General features: G+C 46.4%; 14 protein-coding genes. 9 read left to right on the top strand and 5 right to left on the bottom strand.

Translation table 11 applies throughout. The features are described from left to right. Positions 1-39: 39 nt before the first annotated feature. Together thiL and KOD92_RS23860 are read right to left on the bottom strand one after the other, a co-directional pair. On the bottom strand, positions 40-1,059 hold the full coding sequence (gene thiL, locus KOD92_RS23865; RefSeq protein WP_215236132.1) for a thiamine-phosphate kinase: 1,020 nt from the start codon (positions 1,057-1,059) through the stop codon (positions 40-42). A gap of 81 nt (positions 1,060-1,140) precedes the next feature. Further along, positions 1,141-1,596, bottom strand: coding sequence for a hypothetical protein (locus tag KOD92_RS23860; RefSeq protein ID WP_215236131.1), 456 nt, complete (start codon positions 1,594-1,596; stop codon positions 1,141-1,143). A gap of 137 nt (positions 1,597-1,733) precedes the next feature. Here KOD92_RS23860 and KOD92_RS23855 point away from each other — a divergent pair, with 137 nt between their 5' ends. The 9 genes from KOD92_RS23855 (at position 1,734) to KOD92_RS23815 (ending at position 10,523) form a co-directional block, all read left to right on the top strand. Further along, the gene (locus KOD92_RS23855; RefSeq protein WP_215236130.1) at positions 1,734-1,967 is read left to right on the top strand and encodes a cytochrome b5 domain-containing protein; all 234 of its coding nucleotides are present in this window, start codon (positions 1,734-1,736) and stop codon (positions 1,965-1,967) included. Positions 1,968-1,977: 10 nt separating this feature from the next. Further along, positions 1,978-2,826, top strand: coding sequence for an N-acetylglucosamine kinase (locus KOD92_RS23850; protein WP_215236129.1), 849 nt, complete (start codon positions 1,978-1,980; stop codon positions 2,824-2,826). Between the two features lie 117 nt (positions 2,827-2,943). Beyond that, on the top strand, positions 2,944-4,197 hold the full coding sequence (locus KOD92_RS23845; protein WP_215236128.1) for a sensor histidine kinase: 1,254 nt from the start codon (positions 2,944-2,946) through the stop codon (positions 4,195-4,197). Next, positions 4,194-4,880, top strand: a complete 687-nt coding sequence (locus tag KOD92_RS23840; protein ID WP_215236127.1) for a response regulator transcription factor — start codon at positions 4,194-4,196, stop codon at positions 4,878-4,880. Before KOD92_RS23845 ends, KOD92_RS23840 begins: the two co-directional genes overlap by 4 nt. A gap of 92 nt (positions 4,881-4,972) precedes the next feature. After that, entirely contained in the window at positions 4,973-5,212 is a 240-nt protein-coding gene (gene rpmB / locus KOD92_RS23835) for a 50S ribosomal protein L28 (RefSeq protein ID WP_215236126.1), read from the top strand. Positions 5,213-5,297: 85 nt separating this feature from the next. Further along, entirely contained in the window at positions 5,298-5,789 is a 492-nt protein-coding gene (gene folK, locus KOD92_RS23830) for a 2-amino-4-hydroxy-6-hydroxymethyldihydropteridine diphosphokinase (RefSeq protein WP_215236125.1), read from the top strand. Positions 5,790-6,015: 226 nt separating this feature from the next. Continuing rightward, positions 6,016-8,382 (top strand): TonB-dependent receptor, encoded by a 2,367-nt coding sequence (locus KOD92_RS23825; protein WP_215236124.1) that lies wholly within the window; start codon positions 6,016-6,018, stop codon positions 8,380-8,382. Positions 8,383-8,388: 6 nt separating this feature from the next. Then, positions 8,389-9,321: a DUF4249 domain-containing protein gene (locus KOD92_RS23820; protein WP_229254817.1), complete on the top strand. Its 933-nt coding sequence runs from the start codon at positions 8,389-8,391 to the stop codon at positions 9,319-9,321. Positions 9,322-9,404: 83 nt separating this feature from the next. Further along, complete coding sequence (locus KOD92_RS23815) at positions 9,405-10,523, top strand: DmpA family aminopeptidase (protein WP_215236123.1); 1,119 nt, start codon at positions 9,405-9,407, stop codon at positions 10,521-10,523. A 15-nt stretch (positions 10,524-10,538) separates the two neighbouring features. Here KOD92_RS23815 and KOD92_RS23810 read toward each other — a convergent pair whose 3' ends face one another. From KOD92_RS23810 to KOD92_RS23800, 3 genes are all read right to left on the bottom strand, one after another. Beyond that, positions 10,539-13,445 carry a PVC-type heme-binding CxxCH protein gene (locus KOD92_RS23810; protein WP_215236122.1) on the bottom strand — a complete coding sequence of 969 codons (2,907 nt, stop codon included), beginning with the start codon at positions 13,443-13,445 and terminating at the stop codon, positions 10,539-10,541. A gap of 1 nt (position 13,446) precedes the next feature. After that, positions 13,447-14,316: a sugar phosphate isomerase/epimerase family protein gene (locus KOD92_RS23805; RefSeq protein ID WP_215236121.1), complete on the bottom strand. Its 870-nt coding sequence runs from the start codon at positions 14,314-14,316 to the stop codon at positions 13,447-13,449. A gap of 81 nt (positions 14,317-14,397) precedes the next feature. Further along, positions 14,398-14,757, bottom strand: a complete 360-nt coding sequence (locus tag KOD92_RS23800; protein WP_215236120.1) for a YraN family protein — start codon at positions 14,755-14,757, stop codon at positions 14,398-14,400. Between the last annotated feature and the right edge of the window lie 17 nt (positions 14,758-14,774).

Raw genomic sequence — 14,774 nt, 5'->3', positions numbered from 1 at the left:
TGCGCGATCGTGCCTTTTCATTATTTTTCTATTTAAATATCAGGTCCAGCCCTGCGCGGTCATCGGCACGCGGCTGTCACCTTTGGTATGCAGAGAAACTCCTTCACTTTTATCTGCTATATAACCTACAAATGTGATTTTGGGGTTGTTTTTGATCTTTTCGTAGTCTGCCTGAGAAACTGTAAATAACAGCTCATAATCTTCTCCTCCATTCAATGCAGCGGTTATCGGGCTCAGATTGAGTTCCGTAGCTGCCAGATAAGTTTGCTCATCAATAGGCAATCTTTCTTCAAAAACCACCGCTCCAACGCCCGATTGGGCACAAATATGCAGCAGATCGGAAGCCAGCCCGTCGGAAACGTCGATCATGGAAGTTGGCGTTACACCCGCTTCTTCGAGTTCATAAATCACGTCCATTCTTGCCTCGGGGCGCAACTGACGTTGTATCACATAATCCTTACCTTCCAGCTCCGGCTGCATATCCGGGTTAGTCAGAAAAACCTGTTTTTCCCTTTCCAGTAGCTGCAAACCAAGATAAGCCCCGCCCAGATCTCCCGTTACGCACAGCAAATCGTTTGGCTTTGCTGTATTTCTGTAAACAACCTTGTCTTTTTTAACTTTCCCAAATACACTTACCGAGATCAATAATCCGGATCTCGAAGAAGAAGTATCGCCGCCCACCAGATCCACGCTGAAATCCTTGCAGGCCGTTCTCACGCCCGCATAAAATTCATCGATCGCCTCAACCGAAAACCGGTTGCTGATCGCAATATTTACAGTAACCTGCCGGGGATATCCGTTCATTGCAGCAATGTCCGAAACGCTGGCTGCTATTGATTTGTATCCCAGATGTTTAAGTGGAAAAAAGGTAAGGTCGAAATGCACGCCTTCCAGCAGCAGATCGGTGGTTAACAGCCCATATTCTTCACCAATATCCATTACCGCCGCATCGTCGCCGATACCCGTAACAGTATCCGGCTGCGTATTTGTCACTCCTTTATTTATTCTCTGTATCAGCCCGAATTCACCCAGGCTGCTGATTTCTGTTCTGCTTTCCATGCTGCAAAATTAGACAAAAAAAGCGAAGCCACTTCCGGTCGGAAATGGCTTCACAATTCAAAATATTAAGTATATGTATTCCTATGGATTTGTCAAAGTGTATTCGTTGATCGAGCCGCCCGTTTTTGAGCTGCCTTTCAACCGGGTCAATACCAGTTTGGCATCGTCGATTGAATTGATCGTAAATTCAATGGTACCGCCTGTTCCGGTCGGCTGCGGAGTCAATCCACTCAATATCAACTTGCTATCTCCTTCTAATGCCCAGGTTCCGTTGAAAGTGCTTCCTTCAAAGTCTGTAAATGAAACGGTCATTGCGCCTGCTGCATTGGTAAGTACCAGCCTGAATGCCGAGTATCCCGGAAACTGGTTGCTGGATCCGCCTCTTGAATAAGCCGCCACAGTTCCGTGTTTTACAGATTCCGCTGTCCACGCCTTGGCAATTCGCTCAGAAACGGGCTTTACTTTTTCTTTACATCCCGCGGTTATCAATGTGAAAACCAGAGCAATACACCATATCAGAGAGTAACTTTTTTTCATAGATCTTTTTTCAAAAATTTCTTAACACAACGCCAAGTTCCCACTTTTTAGTCTGAATATCAAAATATTCGATCAAGATCATTTTAATTTTATAGCCGCCGGTTGATATCATTAAATTGCAGGCAAAATTTACCTTCATGAAAGAATATACGCGTGCGCAGCTGGCGCTCCGGAATGGTCAGGATAAAGAGGAGATCTGGTGTGCCTACAAAGGGATCATTTACGACGTCACTTCGTCGAGATTATGGCGAAACGGGCACCATTACGAGCATTGGGCTGGTCAGGATCTGACAAAAGAACTAGGCGACGCGACGCACACAGATCAGGTTTTCAAGCGCTTTCAGGTGATCGGCAGATTACAAAAACTCTAAACCCGGTCAAATGGAATCTACATTTTTAATAGCCGACAGCGGCTCCACGAAGACCGATTGGGTTGTCACAAAAAGCGGCTCGCGACTAGCCACATTCCAGTCGGCAGGTATTAATCCATTTTATCAGTCGGCGGAAGAGATTATTCCTGTAATTGAAAAGCAGGTACTCCCTCAAATTCAGGTTGTTATTGATAAGATATTCTTTTACGGAGCCGGCTGTGCGGACGAGAAATCGAGCCGGCCGGTTTATGATGCTTTACAAAATTGCATTCCCTCCGCTACGGAAATTCAGGTCGCTTCCGATATGCTGGGTGCCGCACGCGGCCTGTGCGGGCATAGTGCCGGACTGGCGTGCATTCTCGGAACCGGGGCTAATAATGCATTTTACGATGGCGAAAATATAGTCCGCCAGATCGGTTCGCTGGGATTCTGGCTGGGCGACGAAGGAAGTGGGTCTTATCTCGGTAAGACGCTCGTCGTGAGTTATTTACAAAATGAACTTCCGGCTGATCTGCACGAAAAATTTGCCAAAAAATATCCCGAAATAGATCGGCTCTACATATTGGACCACGCTTATAAGAAACCCTATCCAAACCGCTTTTTTGCTACGTTTTCCGGATTTATTTCAGAGCATACTGATCATAGCTACATCCGGGATGTGCTCGAAGAAGCATTTTCGCTTTTTACCCAAAAATACATTCTCAAACACAAAAACGCAGATCAATATCCTGTCCATTTCACCGGATCGATCGCATTTTACTACCAGGATATTCTCAAATCCGTACTCGCCTCAAAAGGTTTACAAGCCGGCCGCATTCTAAAAACGCCGCTGGGCGGACTGGTACAGTATTATTCATAAATCAATCGGGAACGAAGCGTTAATGAATGTTAAAGCGCGCCAGTTTGGTGCGCAGGCAAGCTGCATTCCCGTTGTATTCGTGTAAATGGTCTTAAATTTGACTATTATACTATTGTAATGTCGAGACGAACAATTCAAGCGCTTACTGTTTTTTCTGCACTGCTGATTATAGGCGTGGTGATCACGCAGATTTTCTGGGTGAAACAGGCGCTCGACCTCCGGCACCGGCAGTTTAACCAGAATGCCCACGTTGCTTTACAGGATGTAGCAGCAAAACTGGCGCAGGTAAATGGCGTAATGCAAACCAGTAACCCCGTCGAGCAGCTTTCCCCCGAGTATTTTCTGGTCAATACCAACTCCACTACGCAGCCTGAGCTGCTGGAAGTTTTTATCAAGGAAAGCTTTCAGAAATACAAACTGATTGCCGATTTCGACGTCGGAATTTACGATTGTACGACCAACAGAATGCGCTACGGAATGTCGCTGAGCACGAAAAACAATGCAAAAATCCCAACGCCGACTTCCAACTGGATCAAAACAGATAAATACCCCTATTACTTCGGCGTGCGCTTTCCAGAACAGGAAACCTATTTTGCAGGTAGTATCAACCGCGCAATTTGGTCGTCGGTGCTGGTACTTGTCGCCGTGTCGCTTTTCGCTTATGCGCTTTTTGTTATTTTGAGACAAAAGCAGCTTTCGGAGGTACAGCGTGATTTTGTCAATAACATGACCCACGAGCTGCAAACGCCGATTTCTACGATAAGAATTGCAGCAGATGTTTTGAATTCTGACAATATTGTAACCCAGCCGGCACGCCACAAGCGTTATGTTCAGATCGTGCAGGATGAGATATTAAGGTTGCAGGGTCAGGTCGAAATGGTGCTTTCGATGGCCAAAGCTGAGCGGAATGTACTTACTTTACAAAAGGAGCAGATCAATGTGGGCGAAATGATAAAGTCTGTGCTGCTTCCGTTTGAAAATAAGGTGAAATTTAAAGACCAGGCCGAAAACCAGATCATCGAAGCAGATCCATTTCATTTGAGGTGTGTAATTAATAATCTGGTAGACAATGCATTAAAGTATTCCGATGATGCGCCCGAAGTTGAAATTGATATTTACAACAAAGGAAAATGTCTCGTAATCGCAGTGCGCGACCACGGGATCGGAATTGCGCCTGAATACCAAAAGAAGATATTTAACCAGTTCTTCCGCATTCCTTACGGCGATGTGCATAATGTCAAAGGATTCGGGATCGGATTAAGTTATGTGAAACAGATCGTCCGGGCTCACCGCTGGAAACTCGAACTGGAAAGTACATTAGGAAAAGGAAGTACTTTCAGGATCAATATTCCCCAGAAACAACACGCATGAAAAAAAGAATACTATATGTAGAGGACGATCCTAATCTGGCGTTCGCTACCAAAGACAATCTGGAACAATATGACTTTGAGGTAATTCACGCCGCAGACGGAAAAGAGGCGCTGGATTTTTTCGAAAAGGAGCATTTCGATATTTGTGTGCTGGATATTATGCTTCCTAAAATGGACGGATTTACATTGGCCGAAAAGATCCGCAGCTCCGATAGTCAGGTTCCTATCCTTTTCCTCTCTGCAAGATCTTTGCAGGAAGACAAGATCAAAGGGCTGAAAATTGGCGCCGATGATTATGTGACCAAGCCTTTCAGCATTGAAGAACTGAAACTGCGGATCGATGTATTTCTGAGAAGAAGCAAATCCGAGCAGCCTGCTCCGGTGAAGAACAATACTAGCAATGTGGGTAAATATACATTTGATTTTCAGAAACTTACCTTAAATCTGAACGGTACAAGCCAGAACCTTACTTTCCGGGAAGCGGAGGTTTTGAAGTATCTTTCGGAGCGCCCTGACGCGGTAATCCGCCGCGACGAATTGTTGAAAGCAATCTGGGGGGACGATGATTATTTTATGGGCAGGAGCCTGGATGTTTTTATTTCAAGGTTGCGTAAATACCTCGCCGGAGACCCCGAGATCCGCATTGACAATATTCACGGAGTAGGATTCAGAATGCGCTGGTAATGTGTTTTTTGTAAAATATTTTGGGCCAGGAGTTGTTCAAAAAAAAATATTTACACATCTTTGCACCCTCATTTGGAAAAAAAGGTAAGGTTATGGCTAAGGTTTGTCAAATTTCAGGTAAAAGAACTCGCGTTGGAAATAACGTTTCTCACGCTAACAATAAAACAAAGCGTAAATTCTTCCCGAATTTGCAAAAGAAACGTTTCTTCCTTCCTTCGACAGGAGAGTGGGTTACGTTGAAAGTAGCTACATCAGCTCTTCGTACCATCAATAAAAACGGTATCGAAGCAACTATACAGAAAGCATACGATAAAGGAACACTTACGTTCTAAGGATATTACGAATTTATTTTAAAGGGCTTCCTTTCATCAGGAAGTCCTTTTTTTCGTGTCCTGCTCAATACATTAACTCGCCTGCATGAACGATCGCGGAAATATCTATCTCCTTTTAGGCTCTAACCTCGGCGATCGCACCGCGATTTTGCAGCACGCCCGGGAAATGGTCGCTGAAAAAGCAGGTACTATTTTAGCAGAATCTTCGATCTACGAAACCGAACCCTGGGGATTAACCGACCAGCCTGCGTTTTTGAATCAGGTTATCGAAATAGAATCAGCATCAAAACCGGAAGATCTTCTGAACATATTGTTGCAGATAGAGCAGGAACTGGGCCGAATTCGCAAAATACGCTGGGGCGCCCGGCTGATTGACATTGATATGCTCTACTACGCCAACCTCATTCTTGACAATTCCACCCTCACTTTGCCACATCCCCGCCTCCACGAACGTAGGTTTACATTAATACCTCTTTCCGAAATCGCCCCGGAATTTATCGACCCGAAACAAAAGAAGACAATTACTCAATTATTGGACGAATGCCCTGATCATAGTACAGTTTCAAAGGTCTCTTGAAATATTTATAAAAGCATTTTCACTACCGGTTCACCACCGATGACCATTGACTCCCTTTTTAAGGTAGTTCATCACTTTTCTCTATCATTATAATGCCGTTAGACCTTGTTTTGCGGAGATAAGCCAATCAATTTTACCTTTTGTCCGTAAAAACAGAGGGGATGTAGCCACTGAGTTGTCAATCTTTTGAATAGAAAAAATTCAAATTGCGAACCAAATTAAGCCAATGAAAAACAGGAAAATCTACCTACTGCTGCTATTACTCGGCGTTTGTTTTCAGGTCAATGCGCAAAACCGGCAGACGGTAAGCGGTTATGTTAAAGACAAAGCCAACGGAGAAGGGCTCATCGGCGTTTCGGTTTATGTGCGCGAAGCCGCTACCGGCGTGGTTACGAATCCTTACGGATTTTACTCCATTACATTGCCCAGCGGCAATTACACGCTCGTTTTCAGTTACATAGGCTATCAGAAAGTCACCAAAGAAGTGACACTCGATGCTGACAAAACGCTGAGCATTGAAATGGAAGACGAAAGCAATCAGTTGCAGGAAGTAACGGTTTCGACGCAGCGGGAGGATGAAAATGTAAGGAGTATTGAAATGTCGGTGAATAAGGTGGAGATGAAAACGATCCGGAAAATGCCCGCATTACTCGGTGAAGTGGATTTGATCCGCAGTATTCAGCTGCTTCCGGGCGTGACTACTGTTGGTGAAGGCGCTTCGGGTTTCAATGTAAGGGGCGGGGATGTTTCTCAAAACCTGGTTTTGCTGGATGAAGCGCCGGTTTACAATTCTTCTCACCTTTTTGGCTTTTTCTCGGTATTTAATCCTGATGCTGTAAAAGATGTGAAATTGATCAAAGGAGGTATTCCTGCGCAATATGGCGGGAGGATTTCTTCTATTCTCGACGTGAGAATGAAGGAGGGTAACTCCAAAAAACGGGAGGTGAATGGTGGGATCGGGACTATATTTTCCCGCCTCAATTACGAGCAGCCTTTTGCTAAAGGAAAAGGGTCTTTCATCGTCGCTGGTCGTCGTTCGTACATTGATGTGCTCGCAAAGCCCTTTTTGAACTCAGACCTGAAAGATTCTAAATTTTATTTTTACGACCTTACAGCCAAAGTCAATTACCAGCTGGGCGATAAGGATACATTCTACGCCTCGGGTTATTTTGGTAAAGACGTTTTCGGCGGAGGAGATTTTGGATTCGGCTGGGGAAATGCAACTGCCACGGCGCGCTGGAACCACATTTTTTCCAATAAGCTGTTCATGAACCTGACGGGCTATTACAGCAATTATGATTATTCGCTCGGACAAAACGCAAACGATCCAAATGCAAAAGATAAGTTTGACTGGAAATCGAAGATCATTAGTACGAGCATTAAGCCCGATTTTACATTTTACATTACACCTAACAACCAGCTGACTTTCGGAGGCCAGTACATTTACTACGATACCCGTCCGGGTCGCGCACTAGCTGTGTCGGAAGGTCAGTCAACCGATATCAGTCTGGATCCAAAGTATGCGGATGAATCGGCACTTTATATTGGTAACGAACAGAAATTCTCGGACCGGGTTTCCCTGCAATATGGTATTCGCTACTCTTATTTCCGCAGTTTGGGACCAGGCACTGAATATCAATACCTTACTGATGAAATAGGTCAGCGGAAAGAACCTGTTTTTCCTGGTACCGAATACAAAAGGGGCCAAAAGATTAAGAGTTACGGCAACTGGGAGCCGCGGGCGTCGCTGAATATCGGGGTAACTTCCAATGCTTCTATTAAAGCCAGCTACAACCGGACAGCGCAATATCTGCATTTACTGTCCAACACAGCAGCTGCCTCGCCGCTTGATGTGTGGACTCTGAGTTCACCTATTATTCAGCCCGAAAAAGCCGATCAGGTTGCATTAGGCTGGTTTCAGAACCTGAAAGACAATACTTACGAAGCTTCCGTGGAGGTTTATTATAAAAAACTATATAACCAGATTGACTACGTACCTGCATCCGATCTGCTTTTGAACCAGTTCGTTGCGGGCGATTTGCTTTTTGGAAAGGGAAGAGCTTACGGTGCTGAGTTTTATCTCAAAAAGAATAAAGGAAAACTAACCGGCTGGATCAGTTACACCTTATCAAAAACTGAGCGGCAGGTTGAGAGTATCAATAATAACGACTGGTTTCCGGCAAGATTCGATAAGCCGCACAACTTCACTTCCGTCGCGATCTATGAAATGAGTAAACGACTTTCACTGTCGGCCAACTTCACGATCACTTCGGGTACACCCGCGACTTTCCCAACTAATCGCTGGGAATTTCAAGGCTGGCCGGTGGGTAACAATTTTGAAAACAGAAGAAACAATAACCGCATTCCAGCGTATCACCGCCTGGATCTAGCGGCTACTTTGAAATCGAAAAAGAAGCTTTTCAAGAAAGGCGAAGGTGAGTGGGTATTGTCGTGCTACAATGTGTACAACCGCCGCAATCCGTTTTCGATCTATACGCGGGTGAATGAAGACAATGCATTGAAAACAGAGGCTGTACGGTACGCGGTGATTGGAAGTTTTATTCCTGCGATCACTTACAATTTCAAATTTTAACCGGCCATGAATCAGATGAAATATTTTAATAAATCAGCAATAAAAATGGGCTTTGCTGCATTGCTGGCAGGTTTTTTCCTGACGGGCTGCGAAGATGTAATCGACCTCGAAACCCAAACCGGGCCTCGACAACTGGTGGTCGACGGGTGGATTACGAACCAGGCAGGGCCGCAGACGATCAAACTTACGTGGTCGGCGAGTTATTTTGATAATACGCCTGCCAAACCTGTTCTGAATGCAGAAGTAGTTATAAGAGACGACAGAGGCACTATTTACGAATTTGAGGATTCTTTGGGAAATGGTCAGTATATCTGGCAAAAAGCGGGGGACACGCTGGGTCACGTTGGTCGCAAATACACTTTGACGATCAAACAAGGCGCGGAAACTTTTACGTCAAGTACCGAGATCAGGCGCGTTCCGGCGGTGGATTCCATTGTTTATACCAAGGAAAAACTACCTTTTGAGCCGGATAAAGGTCCACGGGAAGGTTATGTAGCCGAATTTTACGCGCGTGATTTTGTGGGAGAAGGCGATACTTACTGGATCAAGCCGGTAATCAGAGGGAAAGCCGAAGTTCAGAGGGCAACCAGCATTTCCATTGCTTACGACGCAGCATTCGGCGCCGGCGCCCCTTCCGACGGGCTGATTTTTATCCTTCCCCTTCGCCAGTCAATCACTACCGATTCCCTCTATTCAGCTGGAAATCAAATCGGTGTGGAGCTTCATAGCATTACCAATGAAGCTTTCGAGTTTTTGAAACAAATCCGTGAGCAGGCCGGAAACGGCGGGCTGTTTGCTACTCCGATCGCCAATATCCGATCGAATGTAGTGAATGCAAATCCGGCCGGCCCCAAAGCATTGGGCTTTTTCGGCGCCTCGGCGATCAGCAGAATGGAAACGACGATCGACCCTGCAAAGGCACGTCCGGAAGAAGATTAATCTCCCAGTACCAAAATATTGAAACCGCTGGCCAGCTACTTTGCCAGCGGTTTTTTAGTATATTTCATTTAAATAAAAAGACCATGAAAAAGCCACTCCTGCTATCACTGCTGGCACTTATGCCAATCATTTCATTTTCTCAGAACCGACCGCGCGACCTGGGAATTAAAATCGGCGTACTGCCTGTCGGCGCGCTTAATGCGATCACGGACGTTCCCGGCGTGAAAGTAGGACAGGTAACCCTCACTGAGGGAGCCGACGTGCGCACGGGCGTCACTGCGATCGTTCCGCATGACGGAAACCTCTTTCAGCAAAAAGTACAGGCTGCGATGTATATAGGAAACGGGTTTGGTAAAATGACCGGCTATTCACAGGTGGAGGAGCTGGGTACGATTGAATCTCCCATTGTTTTGACCAATACACTCAGCGTCCCCACTGCTGCCGACGCGATCATTGACTGGACTTTGGGCCAGAAGGGAAATGAAAGCGTGCGGTCTGTTAATCCCGTTGTAGGAGAAACCAACGATGGTTTCTTAAATGATATCCGCGGCCGCCACGTTCGTAAAGAACACATTCTGAATGCATTGGCACAGGCTGAAAATGGTGCTGTCGCGGAAGGGAATGTGGGCGCAGGCACCGGAACGGTGTGTTTTGGCTGGAAAGGTGGGATAGGAACTGCGTCGCGGAAACTGCCTCAGAAGCTGGGCGGCTACACGGTGGGCGTTTTGGTACAGACCAATTTTGGAGGAGTTTTGAAAGTAAATGGCGTGCCTGTGGGGCAGGAGCTGGGGCAATATGCATTCAAAGAGCAACTTGATAAATCGTCCGACGGTTCCTGCATGATGGTACTCGCGACAGACGCGCCGCTCGACGCGAGAAATCTAAAAAGGCTTGCGAAAAGGGTATTCCTGGGAATGGCGCAAACGGGTGGCATTGCGGCAAACGGAAGCGGGGATTATGTCATCGCATTCTCAACTGCAAACCGGGTATTGCACGACGCCCCTGAGCCTACCGCAACCGCTACTTTCCTGACCAACGATGTGGTATCTCCGCTTTTTATGGCCGCGATGGAATCCACCGAAGAAGCGATTATTAACTCTCTTTTTATGGCAAAAACAATGGAAGGAACGCAGGGTCACAAGGTAGAGGAACTTCCCGAAGAGAAAGTGCTGGAAATAATGCGTAAATACGGCAGGCTGTAAGTATGCTGGTTTTTGTTATTTAAAATTCAAAAGATAACCCGTCAGATCAGCGAGATCCTGCTCATTTAATCCCAGCGTTACTGGCTCGGGCATCAGGGAATTCGGCATTTTTTCCCTGGTTTTAATGTCAGCTGATTTAATCGAATGCTGTTTTCCAGCTGCGTCTTTCAGTACTACATTCGCTCCGTCGCTAAGTAAGAATCCGAAAAATGTATCTCCGGTTTTAGTCACGATCGTGTAGCTTTCATAACCGAAAACCATGCTCGCCGACGGGTTAACGATCGCGTCGAGTAAGCCGCCTTTGTCAAACTTCTTGTGTACCAAAGTTAAGTCCGGACCAATATCGGCGCCTGTTTCGCCGTGTTTGTGGCAGGCTACGCAATAGGTCGTGAAGACTTTTTCGCCGTGGGTATTGTTCGCTTTCATTCGGGAGATAAAATCTGTTTTTAAAACCTTTCCGTTTCTTGGAAAGAACTGGCTCGCAACAACTCTCACATTCTGATCCGGATTTTTGAAAATAATCTCACTTACGGATTTCGCAACCGTATCCTGCAACTGTCCCTGCACCCGCATATCAACCAAAATATTGCCTCCGTCCACATCAGCGGCCATTAATTTGGCTGCTTCAATTCTATTCAACACACTTTGCGATTTGTCAAGTACTATCTTTTTCTTTTCCAGCATCTGACGGTAACCCGGCGTCATTTGCTGCGCAGTCGCTTCTTCCCAGTTCATAAGATCGGCCCAGTCATTACTTTTCCGGAAGTTCAGCCACCACGAAGCCTGCGACGAAACGTCTTTTAATGGCGACTTACTCAATGCAACCATCGCCTCAGCCGCATTTTTAGTTTTTATAAAACCGATCGCAGCCACCGCTTTTCTTCGGTCTTTCTCCGAGACTTTTGATGAATTTGCCCTGATTTTCAAATCGTTAACTGCGTTTCCAGGATGTAGTCGCCAGGTTAGATTTGCCCGCTGCGCGTTCCAGTATTCGGGATCGGCTTTGAACGATTCTCTTACCATTGCATATACCTTTTGCTCTTTTCCGTCAGCTGCAGTACCTATCGCTTCCAGCATCCAGGGATCTTTTCCGTCATAGTGTCTGATCAGGCTGTGAATAGGTTTTGATACTTTTTCATAAGGCATATCGCGCAGCGCAATCGCTACTTCACGCCGTACAGCCGCGTCGGGATCATTCGCCATTTGTTCCAAAAATCCGTCAGACTTACCAATCGACCGCAATGCACGGAATGCGGTGAGCCTGTGCGCGGCGTCCGCTGATCTTGTCAGTTTATCAACTTCTGCCGCACCTTTTTCGCCCAATTGAGACATCAGCCATATTGCCCGCGCCTGGTGAAATGGGTTCTCGGCAGTTAATAACTGTTTTACGTCGCCGACCACGTCCTCGCCTTTTGCTTTCAATCCTTCAAAACCCAGCAAACGAACATTTACGGCTGGATTTTTCAATGCATTGACCAGGCCGGCAATAGTTGTCAGGTCGATTTTTGGGGTGGTTAATTTTTTATTTTTCGGAGTAATCCGGTAAATGCGGCCGTAACCGATTTTGTCCTTCATCGCGTGGCCTCCTACTACCGGATCGTACCAATCGGCAATATACAATGCACCATCCGGGCCGACTGTCGCATCCGACGGGCGGAACCATTTCCGGGTATCTCCGTCCGTTTCGTACCATTCATACCTTTCACTGGTTTGCGGAAATGAGCTGATCAGGTCGCGGCGATTGAGCTTGAAACCTGCGCCGGTTTGCTCGGGTTTGTACGCAAAAATCACATTCCGGCCCGCTTCGCAGCTCAGTAATGTGCCGCGGTAATCTTTTCCCAGCTCGTCGCCTTCGTAGAAAACGATTCCGGTGGGCGAGCCGGCGCCGGTGTTGTCACCGGCTGGCATTACGCCCGGATCTTCCTGATGCCAGTGGGTTGTGAAAATATCCTGTCCCGGCCGCCGATCGGCTTGCCAGTAACGTGTCCCGTCTGCCGAAAAATAACCCGCATTACCATTTTCCTGTAAGAAACTTACCCGGCAGGTAATTACCTGGTCATCATTATCATTTTGCCACATATTACCGTAACTGTCCAGGCAAACTTCAAAGCTATTCCTGAAATTATGCCCCAAAACCTTCAAACCGGTTCCGTCGGGATTGATGCGCAATGCTAACCCTCCTACCCAGATCCGATCGTCGTCCGACTTCTGATTTCCCTGGTTTGACTTATTATAAGGTGTTCCGCCGGTGTACAAACTGCCGCTCCGCAATTCCCAGCCACTTTTATCCTTCACTTTATGCGGCCCCGCATTGCCGGTGTTGAAATAATACTTCCCGTCAGGGCCGGCTACCAGCGAATGCAGAGAATGATCGTGGTCAAAGCCGCCGAAACCGGACAGGAAAATTTCACGGCTATCGGGCTTATCGTCTCCGTCTTTATCGGTGTAAATGATCAGGTTAGGTGCGCAGGAAACGATGGTTTTGTTGCCAATTACTGCAATACCCAGCGGCGAAGTCAGCAAGGTATCTTCTACATATATTTTGGAGGATTCTGCCTTACCGTCGCCGTCCTTATCTTCCAAGATCATCACGCGGTCACCCTTCTGTTTATGGCTCAGCCGATCAGCAGGTTTGGTATTGAAATCCCGGTAATTCACTGCCTCCGTGATCCAAACCCTGCCTTTCGCATCAATATCCATATTCGTAGGATTATGGAACATGGGCGCCTCCGCCCAAAGTGTCGCTTCCAGATCATCGGGAACGTATAGCTTGGAAGTATCGGCCAATACTATGGGTGCGCCTGTCGATTGTTTTGGAGTTTCAGGCTGTTTTTGTATTTGATAAAAACCAAAGAACGAAAGCAGGCCAATGCCGACAAACGCATAAATGCTACGCTGAGGAATCAGGGATATTGAATTCATATCATTTGAAGGAGAAAAGGCTTTCGAGATAAGTACGGTTTTGCTGATAAGATTCGACGAGATCAGCACCGGGCGGGGTAGCACCTTCGATTTGCATCCAGCCGGAATAATCTATTTTTTTGACCGCCTCTGCTATTCTTGGCCAGTCTAACGTGCCTTGGCCAAGCCGCTGGCCGTTTTCCTTCATATGAATCTCACAGATCATTTCCTTTCCGAGCATCGGAATTTCCTTGAAAATGTCGTGACCGGCGTCGACCGAATTTCTGAAATCGTAATAAACTTTGACAGCTTTTGAACCTACTGCATGGATAATATCCAAATGCTCCTGCCCGCTGAGGTAAGATTCAATTCCAAGTGTAATACCTTGCTTTTCAGCATGCGATGCTACTTTTTTTAGTCTTTCAATAACTGCTTTTTTACCTTTTTCATCATTTCTCAAATCTCCATCCGAGAAAAAAGCCAGCAATATCACTTTCACGCCGAGCTCCTTTGCGGCATTGACGCTATTCCAGACCCATTCTTCGGTCCGCGGGTCGGATTTGTAGGGTACCCGATTTAACTCTCCGATAGCAAGACTTGAAACTTTAACGCCTGTTCGCTTGGAAGCTTCTTTAATCAACTGTAATGTAGCCGGGACAGAAAGTCCGGCCTGGTCTTTGGAAGTATTATAACTGATCTGAATTCCTTGCAACCCGATTTGTGTCGCCCTGTCAAAAGCTTCCGGGTTCAATGCTTTGCCGACAGACCAATCACAGGCCCCCAACTGAAACCGGGGCGCAGCAGGTAAAACCCAGTCCTGCGAGGCTGCAAGGCACATTAGCGCAGACTTCCGGAGCAACTCTCTTCGACTTAACAACAGATCTTGAAACATCACAGGCGGATTTAGGAATGCAATGCATTTACCTTTTAAATCTGCCTGTAAACGGATTCTACTTGTCAGATACTCAGGTTACTATTTGTAAAAAGCGTCCTCGATATGCCGGATCTCGGTTTCACCGTTTGGTAAAATAAGGACAGAAACAATGTCAAAACGCACATCGAAATGCCAGTCTTTGTCGAAAATATAATTCTCTGCGGCGCGCATTACGAGTTTAGCTTTTGCCGGATTGACGAACTCTTCGGGCATTCCATAACCGGTACCGCTCCGCGTTTTCACTTCGACAAAAATTAGCATTTTGTCTTTTTGTAAAATCAAATCAATCTCCTTGTGCCTATTGCGGTAATTCTTCTCGACTATCTCAAAACCTTTTGCCAACAAAAAAGCAGCAGCCTGCGCCTCGCCCCAATGCCCCGTATCATTATGTGCGGCCATATTACGGTAAATATTCG

The organism is Dyadobacter linearis, assembly GCF_907165045.1.
Taxonomy (GTDB): domain Bacteria; phylum Bacteroidota; class Bacteroidia; order Cytophagales; family Spirosomataceae; genus Dyadobacter; species Dyadobacter linearis.
Note: the sequence above shows the minus strand (reverse complement) of the source record. Positions and strands in the feature narration are given on the sequence as shown.

Coding starts and splice junctions, on each gene's coding strand:
- thiL (WP_215236132.1), bottom strand. CDS start 1,059: ATGGAAAGCAGAACAGAAATCAGCAGCCTGGGTGAATTCGGGCTGATA.
- KOD92_RS23860 (WP_215236131.1), bottom strand. CDS start 1,596: ATGAAAAAAAGTTACTCTCTGATATGGTGTATTGCTCTGGTTTTCACA.
- KOD92_RS23855 (WP_215236130.1), top strand. CDS start 1,734: ATGAAAGAATATACGCGTGCGCAGCTGGCGCTCCGGAATGGTCAGGAT.
- KOD92_RS23850 (WP_215236129.1), top strand. CDS start 1,978: ATGGAATCTACATTTTTAATAGCCGACAGCGGCTCCACGAAGACCGAT.
- KOD92_RS23845 (WP_215236128.1), top strand. CDS start 2,944: ATGTCGAGACGAACAATTCAAGCGCTTACTGTTTTTTCTGCACTGCTG.
- KOD92_RS23840 (WP_215236127.1), top strand. CDS start 4,194: ATGAAAAAAAGAATACTATATGTAGAGGACGATCCTAATCTGGCGTTC.
- rpmB (WP_215236126.1), top strand. CDS start 4,973: ATGGCTAAGGTTTGTCAAATTTCAGGTAAAAGAACTCGCGTTGGAAAT.
- folK (WP_215236125.1), top strand. CDS start 5,298: ATGAACGATCGCGGAAATATCTATCTCCTTTTAGGCTCTAACCTCGGC.
- KOD92_RS23825 (WP_215236124.1), top strand. CDS start 6,016: ATGAAAAACAGGAAAATCTACCTACTGCTGCTATTACTCGGCGTTTGT.
- KOD92_RS23820 (WP_229254817.1), top strand. CDS start 8,389: ATGAATCAGATGAAATATTTTAATAAATCAGCAATAAAAATGGGCTTT.
- KOD92_RS23815 (WP_215236123.1), top strand. CDS start 9,405: ATGAAAAAGCCACTCCTGCTATCACTGCTGGCACTTATGCCAATCATT.
- KOD92_RS23810 (WP_215236122.1), bottom strand. CDS start 13,445: ATGAATTCAATATCCCTGATTCCTCAGCGTAGCATTTATGCGTTTGTC.
- KOD92_RS23805 (WP_215236121.1), bottom strand. CDS start 14,316: ATGTTTCAAGATCTGTTGTTAAGTCGAAGAGAGTTGCTCCGGAAGTCT.
- KOD92_RS23800 (WP_215236120.1), bottom strand. CDS start 14,757: ATGGCCGCACATAATGATACGGGGCATTGGGGCGAGGCGCAGGCTGCT.